Source organism: Streptomyces sp. VNUA24 (assembly GCF_029167005.1).
GTDB classification, from domain to species: Bacteria; Actinomycetota; Actinomycetes; order Streptomycetales; family Streptomycetaceae; genus Streptomyces; species Streptomyces scabiei.
On sequence record NZ_CP119143.1, the window covers coordinates 6,950,220 to 6,964,967 of the forward strand.

Consider the following 14,748-nt stretch of genomic DNA (forward strand, 5'->3'; position numbering starts at 1 on the left):
CGGCGTGGGCCGGAGAGCTAGCGTAATCGCCGCCCACCCCCCTTCCGTAAGCCCAGGGACTTCTCAGCCACGTCATGGATTCGCCACAACACGAACCGTTCATAACCGGCCACACGGGGTGACCGCCGGGGGCGTGCGCCCCCTGTGCCTCCCCCCGCCGTGAGCTGCGCGCACACCGCTGAGGGCATTGGCTCCCCGCGCGGGGGCAGGATGCGGGATCATGTCTGGCATGACCGAGGTGTCCTCGCTCACAGGGCGGCTGCTCGTGGCCACGCCCGCCCTGGCGGACCCGAACTTCGACCGCGCTGTCGTGCTGCTCCTCGACCACGACGAGAAGGGCTCGCTCGGCGTGGTCCTCAACCGGCCCACCCCGGTGGGCGTCGCCGACATCCTGGAGGGCTGGGCGGAACTCGCCGGCGAACCGGGGGTCGTCTTCCAGGGCGGTCCGGTGCAGCTGGACTCGGCCCTGGGGGTCGCGGTGATCCCCGGCGGCGGCTCCGTGGACCGGACCCCGCTCGGCTGGCGGCGGGTGCACGGCGCGATCGGCCTCGTCGACCTGGAGGCCCCGCCGGAGCTGCTCGCCTCCGCGCTCGGCTCGCTGCGCATCTTCGCCGGGTACGCCGGCTGGGGGCCCGGCCAGCTGGAGGACGAGCTGGCGGAGGGGGCCTGGTACGTCGTCGAGTCCGAACCCGGCGACGTCTCCTCGCCCTGTCCGGAAAAGCTCTGGCGGGAGGTCCTGCGCCGCCAGCGCAGCGAACTCGCGATGGTGGCCACCTACCCGGACGACCCTTCGCTCAACTGATGCCCGTGCCCTTCAGTACCCTTGCGTCATGAGCACTCTTGAGCCCGAGCGCGGTACTGGTACGGGGACCCTCGTCGAGCCGACGCCGCAGACGTCGCACGGCGACGGTGACCACGAGCGCTTCGCCCACTACGTCCAGAAGGACAAGATCATGGCGAGCGCCCTCGACGGCACGCCCGTCGTGGCGTTGTGCGGCAAGGTGTGGGTCCCGGGCCGTGACCCGAAGAAGTACCCGGTGTGCCCCATGTGCAAGGAGATCTTCGAGTCCCTCGGCGCGGGCGGCGACGACCAGGGCGACGGCAAGAAGTAACCCGCACGACCGGCTCGGAGGCACCCGTACGGACGGCAGGGGCGACGCCCCGTGCCGTCCGGGTGCCTCCGGCCTTTGTCGTGCCCCGGGCCGGCCGCTCCCGTGGAGCGTCGCTTTCGGATCACAAGGTGGTACAGACCTCTTGTGGTCATGTTCATGTACTCCATAGCCTCCGGTGTGTTGTGTAGAGCAGAACGCCCGTTGCAGAGAATGCAACACTCCGCTCCCCCCTCCGGAGGAACAGCTTCATGAGGCTCGCCACCCGACTCGTCGTGCCCGCCCTGGCCCTGGCCCTGGCCGGACTGACCGCCTGCACCCCCCAGACCTCCGACACCTCCTCCTCCGGGAAGGACGAGAAGACCGGCACCCTCCGGGTCTGGCTCTTCCGGGAGGTGAACAACGAGCCGAAGCGGCAGGTCGTCGACAAGGTGGTGGCCGCCTTCGGGAAGGCGCACGACGGCGCGAAGGTGAAGATCGAGTACATCCCCGTCGAGAGCCGTGCCCAGCGCGTCAAGGCCGCCTTCAACGACCCCGGCAGCGCCCCCGACCTCATCGAGTACGGCAACACCGACACCGCCGGCTATGTGAAGGACGGCGGACTCGCCGACGTCAGCCGGGAGTTCAACGACTGGTCCGACGCCAAGGACTCCGACCCGACCGCCAGGACCTCCGTGACGGTCGACGGGAAGATCTACGGGGCGCCCTTCTTCGTGGGCGTCCGCGCGCTCTACTACCGCACCGACGTCTTCCGGCGCCTGGACCTCGAACCCCCGAGGTCCATGGCCGAGTTGGCCACCACCGCCAGAAGGATCCGCGCCGCCGAGCCGGAGATGTACGGGATCGCCGTCGGCGGCGCCTACACCTACGGCGCGATGCCGTTCGTCTGGGCGGGCGGCGGCGAGGTGGCCGAGGGCAAGGGCGGCTCGTACGCGGCCACGATCGACAGCCCGGCCGCCCGCGAGGGCATCGAGGCGTACACCTCGCTGTTCGGCGACGACAACTGTCCCGCCGCCAAGTGCGCGGGCATGGGCGGCAACGACACGGTCACCGCGTTCGCGGCCGGCAAGGCGGGCATGGCGATCGGCGGTGACTTCAGCCACGCGGCCGTGGAGGCCGGCGAGGTCAAGGGCAAGTACGCCGTGGTACCGCTGCCGGGGCTGAAGCCCGGCTCGGTGGCGCCGGCGTTCGCGGGCGGCAACAACGTCGGCGTCCTGAGGAGCACCACGCACCGCACCCTCGCCGTCGACCTGATGAAGCGGCTGGCGTCCAAGAAGACGCAGGGCGAGCTCTTCGACGCGATGGGCTTCCTGCCGACGTACACCGACATACGGGCCGCGGCGGCCGAGAGGGAGCCGTTCGTCGGCCCCTTCGTCAAGACGCTCTCCTCCGGGACGAAGTTCGTGCCCGTCTCCCCGGCCTGGGCGCAGATCGACGCCTCCCTGGTGCTGCCGACGATGTTCCAGGAGATCGTCAGCGGCAAGAAGGACGTGGCCGAGGCGTCCGAGGACGCGGCGGAGCGGATGAACGATGTGTTCGGCTCCGTCGGTTGACCGGGCGGTGTCCGCGAGGGCGAGGGCGAGGGGCGCCGGGCGCCGGCGGGGCGAGGGGTGGACTCCGTGGCTCTATCTCGCCCCTGCCCTTCTCGTCCTCGGCGGGTTGCTCGTCCATCCCATCGGTCAGCTCGGGCTGATCTCGTTCTTCGCGTACACGCAGGCCCAGGTCAGCGGTGGAGAACCGGCCACCTTCGCGGGGCTGGGGAACTACGCGGAGCTGTTCGCGGACGGCGAGTTCCGGCGGGTGCTGCTGACCACGGTCGTCTTCGCGGCCGCCTGTGTGGTCTGCACGCTCGCCGTGGGGTGCGCGCTCGCCGTCCTGCTGACACGCGTACGGGCCCTGCCGCGCCTGGCCCTGATGCTCGCGGCGCTCGGGGCGTGGGCGACCCCCGCGGTCACCGGCTCCACGGTGTGGCTGCTGCTGTTCGACCCCGACTTCGGCCCGGTCAACCGGATCCTCGGACTGGGCGACCACTCCTGGACCTACGGGCGGTACAGCGCCTTCCTCCTCGTCCTGCTCGAAGTGGTCTGGTGCTCCTTCCCGTTCGTGATGGTGACCGTCTACGCGGGCATCCGCTCCGTACCCGCCGAGATCCTGGAGGCCGCGGCCCTGGACGGCGCCTCGCAGTGGCGGATCTGGCGGTCCGTCCTCACGCCGATGCTGCGGCCGATCCTCGTCGTCGTCACCCTTCAGTCGGTCATCTGGGACTTCAAGGTCTTCACCCAGATCTATGTGATGACGAACGGCGGCGGTATCGCGGGCCAGAACCTCGTCCTGAACGTGTACGCCTATCAGAAGGCCTTCGCGTCCTCCCAGTACGGCCTCGGTTCGGCGATCGGTGTGGTGATGCTGGTGATTCTGCTGGCCGTCACGCTCGTGTATGTGCGACTGCTGCGCGGGCAGGGGGAGGAGCTGTGAATGCACGGGCATTCCCGCGACGGCTGCTGCGGCCGGCCGCGGAGGCGTCGGCGCTGGTCATCGCGGCCGTGGTGGCGTTTCCGCTGTACTGGATGGTGCTGAGCGCGGTCAGGCCGGCGGGTGAGATCGAGTCGGCGGAGCCCCGGCCCTGGACTCTCGCACCGACCCTGGATTCCTTCCGCCGCGTCCTCGGTCAGCAGGAATTCGGCCGGTACTTCCTCAACAGCCTTGTCGTCGCCTGCACGGTGGTGGTGCTCTCCGGGCTGATCGCCTTTCTCGCGGCGACGGCGGTGACCCGATTCCGTTTCCGATTCCGGACCACCCTGCTGATCATGTTCCTGGTGGCCCAGACGGTACCCGTCGAGGCGCTCGCCATTCCGCTCTTCTTCCAGCTGCGGGACCTCGGCCAACTCAACACCCTGGGCGCGCTGATCCTGCCCCACACCGCGTTCTCGTTGCCGTTCGCGATCTGGATGCTGCGCGGCTTCGTCAAGGCCGTCCCCGAGTCGCTGGAGGAGGCCGCCCAGCTCGACGGGGCGAGCCGGTCCCGGTTCCTCTGGCAGATCCTCTTCCCGCTCGTCCTCCCGGGGCTGGTGGCCACCAGCGTCTTCTCCTTCATCTCGGCCTGGAACGACTTCCTGTTCGCCAAGTCGTTCCTCATCAGCGACACATCCCTGTCGACGCTGCCGATGGCCCTGCTGGTGTTCTACGCACCCGAGGAACCGGACTGGGGCGGCGTGATGGCGGCCTCCACGGTGATGACCGTTCCGGTGCTGGTCTTCTTCGTACTCGTACAGCGACGGCTGGTCTCCGGACTGGGCGGCGCGGTCAAGGACTGACGTGAAACGGACGGACCCCATGACCACCGACCGGACGAAAGCCGACCGGACGCGAACCGACCGGACGCGAACCGACCTGATCCCGGCGCCGCTCGCCGTCGAGGGCCCCCTGCGCTGCGGTGTACCGCTCGACGGGAACACCACCCTGTGGGCGGCGCCGGGCACCGAGGACACCGCCCGCTGGCTGCGCTCGACCGTCGGCGCCGCCCTCGGGCTGTCCCTGCCGCCCGGCCCCGAGGACGCCCGCGACGCCGTACGCCTGTGCCTCGACGACGGCCTGGCGCCGGAGGAGTACCGGCTCGGGGTCGTCGCCGGCTGGGGCATCGAGATCCGCGGCGGCGGTCCGGCGGGCGTCTTCTGGGGCGCCCAGACCCTGCGCCAACTCCTCGGCCCCGAGGCGTTCCGGCGCGCCCCCGTGCGCCCCGGGGTCACCTACGGCGTCCCGCACCAGACCGTACGGGACGCCCCCCGTTTCGCCTGGCGCGGCCTCATGCTCGACGTCGCCCGTCACTTCCTCCCCAAGGACCAGGTCCTGCGCTACGTGGACCTGATGGCCGCGCACAAACTCAACGTCCTCCACCTCCACCTGACGGACGACCAGGGCTGGCGGATCGAGATCGAGCGGTACCCGAGGCTGACGGAGGTCGGTTCCTGGCGGGCACGCACCAGATTCGGCCACCGCGCGTCACCGCTCTGGGAGGAGAAACCGCACGGGGGCCACTACACGAAGGACGACCTCCGCGAGATCGTCGCCTACGCGGCCGCGCGGCACATCACCGTGGTGCCCGAGATCGACGTCCCCGGACACAGCCAGGCCGCCATCGCCGCGTATCCGGAACTCGGCAACACCGACGTCGTCGACACGGCCGCCCTCACCGTCTGGGACACCTGGGGCATCAGCACGAACGTCCTCGCCCCCACCGACGGCACCCTGCGCTTCTACGAGGGGGTGTTCGAGGAGGTCCTGGAGCTGTTCCCCTCGCCCTTCGTGCACATCGGCGGCGACGAGTGCCCCAAGGACCAGTGGCGCTCTTCGGCCACCGCCCAGGCCCGCATCCGGGAGCTGGGGCTCGCGGACGAGGACGCCCTGCAGTCGTGGTTCGTCCGGCACTTCGACAACTGGCTGACCGCGCGCGGGCGTCGCCTGATCGGATGGGACGAGATCCTCCAGGGCGGCCTCGCGCCGGGGGCGGCCGTGTCGTCCTGGCGGGGCTGTGCGGGCGGCATCACGGCGGCCCGTGCCGGCCACGACGTGGTCATGTGCCCCGAGCAGCAGGTGTATCTGGACCACCGTCAGGACGGCGGCCCCGACGAGCCGGTGCCCATCGGCTGGGTGCGCACCCTGGAGGACGTCTTCCGGTTCGAGCCGGTGCCACCGGAGTTGACGCCCGACGAGGCCCGGCACGTGCTCGGCACCCAGGCCAACGTGTGGACCGAGACGATGGAGGACACCGCCCGCGTGGACTACCAGACCTTCCCGCGCCTGGCGGCCTTCGCCGAGGTGGCCTGGAGCCGGCTCCCCGCCCCCGCCGAGCGGGACTTCGCCGATTTCGAGCGCCGGATGACGGCGCACTACCGGCGGCTCGACGCCCTGGGGGTCGGTTATCGGCCGCCTTCGGGCCCGCGCCCGTGGCAGCGGCGGCCCGGGGTGCTCGGACGTCCGATCGAGGGGAAGCCCCCGAACGTGTGAGACGAGCGCGAACCCGGGGGCCCGAAAGCGCGTGCCCTGCGACCGTGGCCTCCCGGGGGAACAAGAGACGCAAGGGGAGCGAGGGGCAACACAAGTGGCAATGCGCACCTATGGGTGATGACGTTCCAAAACGGACCACCTCGCGGGTGAGGTGGGCGAATGCCGCGTGGCGGACCCCGGCGTTCGGGCCTCGCGAGAATGTGCCAGAGTTGCCACGTCCGCCCTGTCAGCACGTACCGTACGGCAACACAGGCGGACCAGGTGGGGCAGCGGGAAGGGGCATCCGGTTTGACCACGCACGCACCGCAGGCGGCGCAGGCCGTGACCCTGCCCGGCTCGCTCGACGAGGCCGTGGCGGCTCTCTCCGCCATGCCCTGGGCGGTTCCGGTGGCGGGTGGCACGGACCTCATGGCCGCGGTCAACTCCGGGCAGCTCAGGCCCGCCGCGCTGGTCGGGCTCGGCAGGATCAGCGAGATCCGCGGCTGGCAGTACCAGGACGGACACGCCCTCCTGGGGGCGGGACTGACGCACGCCCGGATGGGGCGCCCGGACTTCGCGGCGCTCATTCCGGCGCTCGCCGCCGCCGCGCGCGCCACCGGACCACCGCAGATCCGCAACGCCGGCACCCTCGGCGGCAACATCGCGACGGCCGCCCCCACCGGGGACGCGCTGCCCGTGCTGGCCGCCCTGGAGGCCACGCTGATCATCGCGGGCCCGGGCGGGGGCCGGCGCGAGATGCCCGTTTCGCACCTGCTGGCCGGCATGGAGATGTTGCGGCCCGGTGAACTCATCGGCTTCGTGCGCGTGCCGCTGCTGCACGCGCCGCAGGTCTTCCTGAAGGCCACCGGCCGCACCGGCCCCGGTCGCGCGGTGGCCTCCGTCTCCCTCGTCCTCGACCCGGCCCGGCGCGGGGTGCGGTGTGCGGTCGGGGCCATAGCGCCGATGCCGCTGCGGCCGCTGGACGCCGAGGCATGGGTCGGCCAGTTGATCGACTGGGACGGCGAACGCACCCTCGTCCCCGAGGCGCTGCACGCCTTCGGCGAGTACGTTGCCGCCGCCTGCATCCCCGACCCGGCCCCCGAGGTCGACGGCACGGTGACGCCGCTTCCGCCCGCCGTACTGCATCTGCGGCGTACCGTCGCCGCGCTGGCCCGACGAGCACTGGGGAGGGCACTGTCGTGACCGACGACCAGCACGGAGAAGGCACCCCGCAGCAGGGGAGCCAGGGCGGCTGGGAGCGGCTGCCGCAGGGCGACTACGACGACGGCGCCACGACGTTCGTGCAGCTCCCCGAGGGGGGCATCGACGCGCTGCTCGCCGCCGACAGCCCGCTGGCCGCGCCCGGCCACGGCTATGTCCCGCCGCAGATAGCGTCGAACGCCGTCAACCCGGTCAACCCCGCCCACACCATCGACACGGCGCACACCGCCGGGACCGACCCGTCCGTCCCGGGTACGTGGGCGATGCCGGCCGGGGGTGCCGAGTGGCACGACCCGAACGCCGGGCAGCCGCAGCCGCCCGCCCAGGACGGGTTCACGTACAACCCCGCCTCGACCGGGCAGTGGACGTTCGAGGAGCCTGCCGCGCAGGAAGGGGCCGCTCCCGGTCACGATGTGACGGGCGAGTGGTCGATTCCGGTCGCGGGAGGTGACCTTCCGGACGAATCCGGGGAGTTCAGCACGTCCGCCCTCGTCGAGCAGTGGGGCGGCACCCCGCCCGCCACGCTGCCCGGCGGCGCCGCCGCGCCCTGGGCCACCGAGGAGATCGGCACGGCCTGGACCGCGCCGCCCCCGGCCCGCCCCGAGGAGCGCACGGCCGAGGACCACGCGGCCGAGGACGGAACGCCGCCGGGAAGCGCGACGGGCGCGGCCCAAGAGGCCGCCGGGCAGCCCTCGGCGGCCCCTGGGGAGGCGTACGCCGACACGGCCTCCGAGACCGCCGGGCCGTCCCCGGAGGCCGCCCAGGACCCCGCTGAGCCGGTCGAGGCCGAGGCGCGCACCGACGCCGGGGCGCACGACGGGACCGAGGACGGAGCCGAGCGGCCCGAGGCGCCCGGGACGACTCCCGGCGACGCCGCCGAGGGCGACGCCGAGCCGTCCGCCGAGGAGCCCGCCCCGGTCCCGCCCCCGCACGACGACCACCCCCTCGCCTCCTACGTCCTGCGCGTCAACGGCACCGAGCGGCCCGTCAGCGACGCCTGGATCGGCGAGTCCCTGCTCTACGTGCTGCGCGAGCGGCTCGGCCTCGCGGGCGCCAAGGACGGCTGCTCGCAGGGCGAGTGCGGCGCCTGCAACGTGCAGGTCGACGGCCGGCTCGTGGCGTCCTGCCTGGTCCCCGGCGTCACCGCCGCGGGCAGCGAGGTACGCACCGTCGAGGGCCTCGCCGCCGACGGGCAGCCCTCCGACGTGCAGCGCGCCCTCGCCCGGTGCGGCGCCGTCCAGTGCGGGTTCTGCGTGCCCGGCATGGCGATGACCGTGCACGACCTCCTGGAGGGCAACCCCGCCCCCACCGACCTGGAGACCCGCCAGGCGCTCTGCGGCAACCTCTGCCGCTGCTCCGGCTACCGGGGCGTCCTGGCGGCCGTCCGTGACGTCGTCGCCGAACGCGAGGCCCACGCGGCGGCCGAGAACGAGGCCGTCGCGGACACCGACGAGGCCCGTATCCCGCACCAGGCGGGCCCCGGCGCAGGCGGCGTCAACACGGCCGCGTTCGACTCCCGCACCGCGCCCCCGCAGGCACCCCACGACCCCGACCACTCCTACGGCGGCCAGGGACTGTCGTTCACCGGCCCGGACGACTCGTACGGCGGCCAGGGCCAGTCCTTCGCCGCCCAGAGCGACACCTATGGCGGTCAGGGCCAGAACTTCGCCGCGCAGAGCGACACGTACGGCGGGCAGGGCCAGAACTTCGCCGCCCAGAACGACACCTACGGCGGCCAGGGCCAGTCCTTCGGCGGCCAGTCCCTCGGCGGCCAGTCCCTCGGCGGCCCGGACGACTCGTACGGCGGACAGGACGACTCGTACGGCGGTCAGGGCCGGTCGTTCGGCCAGGACGGAGGCCAGGCGTGAGCAACGAAACCGTCATCGCGACGCCCGCGGGCCCCGGCGAGGCCGCGGCCGCCCCCGAGCCGGTGCCGCACGGCCTGGGCGTGTCCCTGCCGTCCGCCGACTCCCGCGCCAAGTCCGAGGGCACCTTCCCGTACGCGGCCGACCTGTGGGCCGAGGGCCTGCTGTGGGCCGCCGTGCTCCGCTCCCCGCACCCGCACGCGCGCATCGTGTCCATCGACACATCCCACGCGCGCGAGATGCCCGGCGTCCGGGCCGTCGTCACCCACGAGGACGTGCCGGGCGTCGCCCTGCACGGCCGGGGCAAGGCCGACCGGCCCCTGTTCGCCTCCGAGGTCGTCCGCCACCACGGCGAGCCGATCGCGGCCGTCGCCGCCGACCACCCCGACACCGCGCGGATGGCCGCCGCCGCCGTCATCGTCGAGTACGAGGTGCTCGACCCGGTGATCGACCCCGAGCAGGCGTTCGAGGCCGAGCCCCTGCACCCCGACGGCAACCTCATCCGCCACATCCCGCTGCGCCACGGCGACCCGAACGCGTCCGGCGAGATCGTCGTCGAGGGCCAGTACCGCATCGGCCGCGCGGACCCCGCCCCCATCGGTGCCGAGGCCGGTCTCGCCGTGCCCCGCCCCGACGGCGGCGTCGAGCTGTACGTGGCCTCCACCGACCCGCACACCGACCGCGACGCGGCCGCCGCCTGCTACGGCCTCGCCCCCGACCGCGTCAAGATCGTCGTCACCGGCGTCCCCGGCGCCACCGCCGACCGCGAGGACCAGGGCTTCCAGCTCCCGCTCGGCCTGCTGGCCCTGAAGACGGGCTGCCCGGTCAAACTGACGGCCACCCGCGAGGAGTCCTTCCTCGGCCACGCCCACCGGCACCCCACCCTGCTGCGCTACCGCCACCACGCGGACGCCGAGGGCAGGATCGTCAAGGTCGAGGCGCAGATCCTGCTGGACGCGGGCGCGTACGCCGACACCTCCTCGGAGGCGCTGGCCGCCGCCGTCTCCTTCGCCTGCGGCCCCTACGTCGTCCCCAACGCATTCATCGAGGGCTGGGCGGTCCGCACCAACAACCCGCCCTCCGGCCATGTGCGCGGCGAGGGCGCGCTGCAGGTGTGCGCCGCGTACGAGGCGCAGATGGACAAGCTCGCGAAGAAGCTGGGCATCGACCCGGCCGAGCTGCGCATGCGCAACGTGATGTCCACGGGCGACGTGCTGCCGACGGGCCAGTCCGTGACCTGCCCGGCGCCGGTCGCCGAACTCCTCCAGGCCGTCCAGGAGTTCCCGCTCCCGGCCCTGCCCAAGGACACCCCCGAGGACGAGTGGCTGCTCCCGGGCGGCCCCGAGGGCGCGGGCGAGCCCGGCGCCGTCCGGCGCGGCGTCGGCTACGGCCTCGGCATGGTCCACATGCTCGGCGCCGAGGGCGCGGACGAGGTCTCCACGGCCACGGTGAAGGTCCACGACGGCATCGCGACCGTGCTGTGCGCGGCCGTCGACACCGGGCAGGGCTTCTCCACCCTCGCCCGGCAGATCGTCCAGGAGACCCTGGGCATCGACGAGGTCCACATCGCCCAGGTCGACACCGACCAGCCCCCGGCCGGCCCGAGCTGCCGGGGCCGCCACACCTGGGTCTCCGGCGGAGCGGTGGAGCGGGCGGCGAAAATGGTCCGCACCCAGCTCCTGCAGCCGCTGGCCCACAAGTTCGGCATGTCCACGGAGCTGCTGCAGATCACCGACGGCAAGATCACCTCGTACGACGGTGTGCTGTCCACCACGGTCGCGGAGGCGATGGACGGCAAGGAACTCTGGGCCACCGCCCAGTGCCGCCCGCACCCCACCGAGCCGCTGGACGAGGCCGGCCAGGGCGACGCGTTCGTGGGCCTGGCGTTCTGCGCGATCCGCGCGGTCGTGGACGTCGACATCGAACTCGGCTCCGTACGGGTCGTGGAGCTGGCCGTCGCCCAGGACGTCGGCCGCATCCTGCACCCGGCGCAGCTCGCCGCGCGCATCGAGGCCGGTGTCACCCAGGGGGTGGGTGTGGCCCTCACGGAGAACCTCCGCACCCCCCGGGGCCTCATCCGCCACCCCGACCTCACCGGTTACGCCCTGCCGACCGCCCTGGACGCCCCCGACATCCAGATCGTCAAACTGGTGGAGGAGCGGGACGTCGTCGCCCCCTTCGGTGCGAAGGCGGCCAGCGCGGTGCCGGTGGTCACGTCCCCGGCGGCCATCGCGGCGGCCGTCCGAGCGGCCACCGGGCGCCCCGTGAACCGGCTGCCGATCCGGCCGCAGGCCGCGGTGGTGACGACGCCGTAGAGGCGTGTGGACGAGCCCCGGCACGGCTTCTGGGACGCGTGTTCGCGTGTACGGCGGGCGTTGTCGGTGGGGCGGCGTATGGTTCTCGGCAGTGGGGACGACGGCCGCTCGGCGGCGCGTGTTCTGCCACGGGGGACGCACACCGCGAACCATGTGCCGGGGGGAGCCATGAGCACAATGACGATGGGGACAATGGGCCTGACGGACCTGAACGACCTGAACGATCTGCACCACCTGAACGACCTGCACGATCTGAACGACCTGCACGACCTGTGCGCGCCGGCCGGGCGGCCGGACACGCGCTCCGGGCTGGCGCTGGACCTGCCCGCGCGGCTGCTGGACGAGGAGTTCGGGCAGAGCAGGGTGTGGCGCTTCGAGGACTTCGACTTCCCGGCCACGCTCACCCACGAGCCGACCCGCCGCTTCCTGCGGGACATGGGCCTGCCCGAGGACCACGGCTTCTTCCAGCTCGACACGGACATCCCGCTGCCGACGCTCGCCGAGTACCTGGCGGACACCGGCCGGCCCGCCGGCCCCGGCCGACTCCCGGACAGAGCCGCCCACTTGATCCGCCTGGGTCACTTCGTCGAGGGCAGCAGCCTCGTCGTCGACGGCACCACCGGGGCGATCCTCAACTGGAGCGAGACCGAGTCGACCCTCTGCCCCCTCGACGCCGACATCTCCACCCTGGCCTTCACCCTCTGGCTCCTGCACCGCGAGAAGCACGAGGGAACGGCCACGGGCTGCTGGGTGGAGACCCTGCGCAACAGAGCCTGCGCGGGCCTCTGACCCCACCGGCCACACGAGGACGGCCGACCGCGGAACACGGTCGGCCGTCACACCGGGCTGGAGACCGCGGCGGGATTCGAACCCACGTAACTCGCTTTGCAGGCGAGCCCCTAGACCACTCGGGCACACGGTCGGGTCGTGAGCGTCACCGGCGTGGTGCCTGCCGCTCCGAACTCGATGGGTAGACCGTAGGCGGGGCCCGGGGGCGGGCTCAAGGGAACCCGGGGTGCCGCAACGGGACTGCCACACGCCGTTCATGAACGGGGGGCGTACGACCAAGGTCGCAGGCGGTGGGGGACTCCGGACAGGGGCGTATGTCGGTGGTGCCCCTTACGCTGGCGGGCATGGCCGACTCCGAAGCGCGTGACACGGGCGTCACGTCGAACCCCGCCCCGCCCGCCGGACCCGACGACGCGGACGGTGTGCTGAGCCGTTCCCACCGGGGGCTCAGTATCGGGATCGTGTCGGTCGTGCTGCTGATCGCCTTCGAGGCCATGGCGGTGGGGACAGCCATGCCGGTCGCGGCGCGGGAGCTGGACGGTGTCCAGGCGTACGGGTTCGCGTTCTCGGCGTACTTCACGACGAGCCTGTTCGGGATGGTGCTGGCGGGCCAATGGGCGGACCACCGGGGGCCGTTGGGGGCGCTGACGGCCGGCATCGGTGCCTTCGCCGCGGGCCTGGTGCTCTCGGGGACCGCCGGGGCGATGTGGCTGTTCGTCCTCGGCCGGGCCGTGCAGGGGCTCGGCGGCGGGCTGGTGATCGTCGCGCTGTACGTGGTGGTCGGACGCGCCTACCCGGAGCGGCTGCGGCCGTCGATCATGGCGGCCTTCGCGGCGAGCTGGGTCGTCCCGTCCGTGGTCGGCCCGCTCGCCTCCGGCGCGGTGACCGAACAGCTGGGCTGGCGCTGGGTGTTCCTGGGCATTCCGGTGCTCGTCGTCCTGCCGCTCGGGCTCGCGCTGCCGCAGATACGGCGCAGGGCCTCCGGGCCGGTGCACGCAGAAGGGGCGGCGCGGCCCGCCGGCTCCGCCTTCGGCGGTCGCCGCATCCGGCTCGCCCTCGCCATCTCGCTCGGCGCCGGGCTGCTGCAGTACGCGGCCCAGGACCTGCGGTGGTGGTCGGTCCTGCCGGCGGCCGCCGGGGCCGGGCTGCTGGTGCCCGCGGTGCTGGGGCTGCTGCCGCGGGGGACGTACCGGGCGGTGCGGGGGCTGCCGTCGGTGGTGCTGCTGCGGGGGGTCGCGGCGGGGTCGTTCGTGGCGGCCGAGTCGTTCGTGCCGCTGATGCTGGTCACCCAGCGGGGGCTGTCGCCGACGCTCGCCGGGTTCTCGCTCGCGGCGGGCGGGGCGACCTGGGCGCTGGGGTCCTGGGTGCAGGCACGGGCGCGGGTCGAGCCGTACCGGGAACGGCTGATGACGGCGGGGATGCTGCTGGTCGCGGCGGCGATCACCACGCTGCCGGGGGTCCTGGTCGACTCCGTGCCGGTGTGGACCGTCGCCGTCGCGTGGGCCTTCGGATGCTTCGGGATGGGGCTGGTGATCTCCTCCACCAGCGTGCTGCTGCTCCAGCTGTCCGCGCCGGAGGAGGCGGGGACCAACTCCGCCGCGCTCCAGATATCGGACGGTCTCACCAACGCGCTGCTCCTCGCGGCGGGCGGCGCGGCCTTCGCCGCGCTGGGCGGCGGCGCGGTCGGCCACACGACCACCACGGCCACGGGCGCCGCGTCCCACCCGGCGGCCTTCGTCGCGGTGTTCCTGCCGATGGCGGGGGTGGCGCTGGTGGGGGCGTGGGTGACCACGCGGTTGCGGGCCCGCCGGCCCGAACTGGTACCAATGTGACCCCATCCGGTGGTACCGTTTTGGTATGGCCATGAACCTGCGTCTCCGTGACGACCAGACCGAAGCCCTGAAGCTGCGCGCCGAGGAGGAGGGCACGAGCATGCACGCGATACTGCTGCGGGCCGTGGACGACTACCTGGCCAGAACGGCCCACGAGGCACTGGTCCGCCAGGCCGCCAAGGAGCAGACCGTCAAGTGGGCCGAGCTGCTGGAGCGGCTGAAGTGAGCTGTGTCTATCTGACGGCCGAGGACGTCCTGGCCATCGCCGAACACGCGGTCGACGACCAGGTCGTCGTGGTGCGCGACGCTGGCCTGCTGGAGTCCGCCGTGCACCGCCCGTCGGCCGCGATGTTCGGGCAGGAGGCGTACACCGACTTGTTCGACAAGGCGGCCGCACTCCTGCAGTCGCTGGCCATCAACCACCCTTTCCTCGACGGGAACAAGCGCACGGCCTGGGTGTCCTGTGTCGTCTTCCTCGCGATGAACGGGGTGCAGTTGCGGCCTGACATCGACGTGGCGGAGCGCCTGGTCATCGGTGTCTCGACCGGCGACCTCGACGAGGTCAAGGCCATTTCCGAGGTGCTGCGGGACTTGGCCGAGTAGGGATGTGACCTCGATCCCATCCCGGGGCGGC

13 protein-coding genes and 1 tRNA gene are annotated in these 14,748 nt (G+C 72.6%); 13 read left to right on the plus strand and 1 reads right to left on the minus strand.

Features of this window, described 5'->3' with window-relative positions:
- Positions 1-229 precede the first annotated feature (229 nt).
- The 10 genes from PYR72_RS29700 to PYR72_RS29745 all read left to right on the plus strand — a co-directional run bounded on the left by PYR72_RS29700 (position 230) and on the right by PYR72_RS29745 (position 12,282).
- Positions 230-802, plus strand: coding sequence for a YqgE/AlgH family protein (locus PYR72_RS29700; RefSeq protein WP_275458124.1), 573 nt, complete (start codon positions 230-232; stop codon positions 800-802).
- 28 nt (positions 803-830) lie between these two features.
- A complete protein-coding gene (locus PYR72_RS29705; RefSeq protein ID WP_005486786.1) occupies positions 831-1,112 on the plus strand; it encodes a DUF3039 domain-containing protein in 282 nt (93 codons plus the stop codon).
- Positions 1,113-1,360: 248 nt separating this feature from the next.
- On the plus strand, positions 1,361-2,662 hold the full coding sequence (locus PYR72_RS29710; protein WP_275458125.1) for an extracellular solute-binding protein: 1,302 nt from the start codon (positions 1,361-1,363) through the stop codon (positions 2,660-2,662).
- Positions 2,640-3,584: a sugar ABC transporter permease gene (locus tag PYR72_RS29715; RefSeq protein WP_275458126.1), complete on the plus strand. Its 945-nt coding sequence runs from the start codon at positions 2,640-2,642 to the stop codon at positions 3,582-3,584. The genes PYR72_RS29710 and PYR72_RS29715 overlap by 23 nt, the downstream gene beginning before the upstream one ends.
- The gene (locus tag PYR72_RS29720) at positions 3,581-4,423 is read left to right on the plus strand and encodes a carbohydrate ABC transporter permease (RefSeq protein WP_275458127.1); all 843 of its coding nucleotides are present in this window, start codon (positions 3,581-3,583) and stop codon (positions 4,421-4,423) included. The genes PYR72_RS29715 and PYR72_RS29720 overlap by 4 nt, the downstream gene beginning before the upstream one ends.
- A 19-nt stretch (positions 4,424-4,442) precedes the next feature.
- Entirely contained in the window at positions 4,443-6,113 is a 1,671-nt protein-coding gene (locus tag PYR72_RS29725) for a beta-N-acetylhexosaminidase (protein ID WP_275458128.1), read from the plus strand.
- Between the two features lie 288 nt (positions 6,114-6,401).
- Positions 6,402-7,295, plus strand: coding sequence for an FAD binding domain-containing protein (locus PYR72_RS29730; RefSeq protein WP_275458129.1), 894 nt, complete (start codon positions 6,402-6,404; stop codon positions 7,293-7,295).
- The gene (locus PYR72_RS29735) at positions 7,292-9,181 is read left to right on the plus strand and encodes a 2Fe-2S iron-sulfur cluster-binding protein (RefSeq protein ID WP_343245544.1); all 1,890 of its coding nucleotides are present in this window, start codon (positions 7,292-7,294) and stop codon (positions 9,179-9,181) included. The genes PYR72_RS29730 and PYR72_RS29735 overlap by 4 nt, the downstream gene beginning before the upstream one ends.
- Positions 9,178-11,493, plus strand: coding sequence for a molybdopterin cofactor-binding domain-containing protein (locus PYR72_RS29740; protein WP_275458130.1), 2,316 nt, complete (start codon positions 9,178-9,180; stop codon positions 11,491-11,493). The genes PYR72_RS29735 and PYR72_RS29740 overlap by 4 nt, the downstream gene beginning before the upstream one ends.
- Positions 11,494-11,661: 168 nt before the next feature.
- Positions 11,662-12,282: an SUKH-4 family immunity protein gene (locus PYR72_RS29745; RefSeq protein ID WP_275458131.1), complete on the plus strand. Its 621-nt coding sequence runs from the start codon at positions 11,662-11,664 to the stop codon at positions 12,280-12,282.
- Positions 12,283-12,340: 58 nt separating this feature from the next.
- Here the strand turns inward: PYR72_RS29745 and PYR72_RS29750 are convergent.
- Positions 12,341-12,415 (minus strand) — tRNA-Cys (locus PYR72_RS29750).
- Between the two features lie 211 nt (positions 12,416-12,626).
- Here PYR72_RS29750 and PYR72_RS29755 point away from each other — a divergent pair.
- Genes PYR72_RS29755 through PYR72_RS29765 form a run of 3 tightly spaced genes read left to right on the plus strand, consistent with a single transcriptional unit; the run spans position 12,627 to position 14,717 of the window.
- The gene (locus tag PYR72_RS29755; RefSeq protein ID WP_275458132.1) at positions 12,627-14,114 is read left to right on the plus strand and encodes an MFS transporter; all 1,488 of its coding nucleotides are present in this window, start codon (positions 12,627-12,629) and stop codon (positions 14,112-14,114) included.
- 25 nt (positions 14,115-14,139) lie between these two features.
- Positions 14,140-14,340: a CopG family transcriptional regulator gene (locus tag PYR72_RS29760; RefSeq protein ID WP_275458133.1), complete on the plus strand. Its 201-nt coding sequence runs from the start codon at positions 14,140-14,142 to the stop codon at positions 14,338-14,340.
- Positions 14,337-14,717, plus strand: a complete 381-nt coding sequence (locus PYR72_RS29765) for a type II toxin-antitoxin system death-on-curing family toxin (RefSeq protein WP_275458134.1) — start codon at positions 14,337-14,339, stop codon at positions 14,715-14,717. The genes PYR72_RS29760 and PYR72_RS29765 overlap by 4 nt, the downstream gene beginning before the upstream one ends.
- Positions 14,718-14,748: the final 31 nt, after the last annotated feature.

Excerpts from the sequence above, each read along its gene's own strand:
- PYR72_RS29700 (WP_275458124.1), top strand. The coding sequence starts at position 230 with ATGACCGAGGTGTCCTCGCTCACAGGGCGGCTGCTCGTGGCCACGCCC.
- PYR72_RS29705 (WP_005486786.1), top strand. The coding sequence starts at position 831 with ATGAGCACTCTTGAGCCCGAGCGCGGTACTGGTACGGGGACCCTCGTC.
- PYR72_RS29710 (WP_275458125.1), top strand. The coding sequence starts at position 1,361 with ATGAGGCTCGCCACCCGACTCGTCGTGCCCGCCCTGGCCCTGGCCCTG.
- PYR72_RS29715 (WP_275458126.1), top strand. The coding sequence starts at position 2,640 with ATGTGTTCGGCTCCGTCGGTTGACCGGGCGGTGTCCGCGAGGGCGAGG.
- PYR72_RS29725 (WP_275458128.1), top strand. The coding sequence starts at position 4,443 with ATGACCACCGACCGGACGAAAGCCGACCGGACGCGAACCGACCGGACG.
- PYR72_RS29745 (WP_275458131.1), top strand. The coding sequence starts at position 11,662 with ATGAGCACAATGACGATGGGGACAATGGGCCTGACGGACCTGAACGAC.
- PYR72_RS29755 (WP_275458132.1), top strand. The coding sequence starts at position 12,627 with ATGGCCGACTCCGAAGCGCGTGACACGGGCGTCACGTCGAACCCCGCC.
- PYR72_RS29760 (WP_275458133.1), top strand. The coding sequence starts at position 14,140 with ATGGCCATGAACCTGCGTCTCCGTGACGACCAGACCGAAGCCCTGAAG.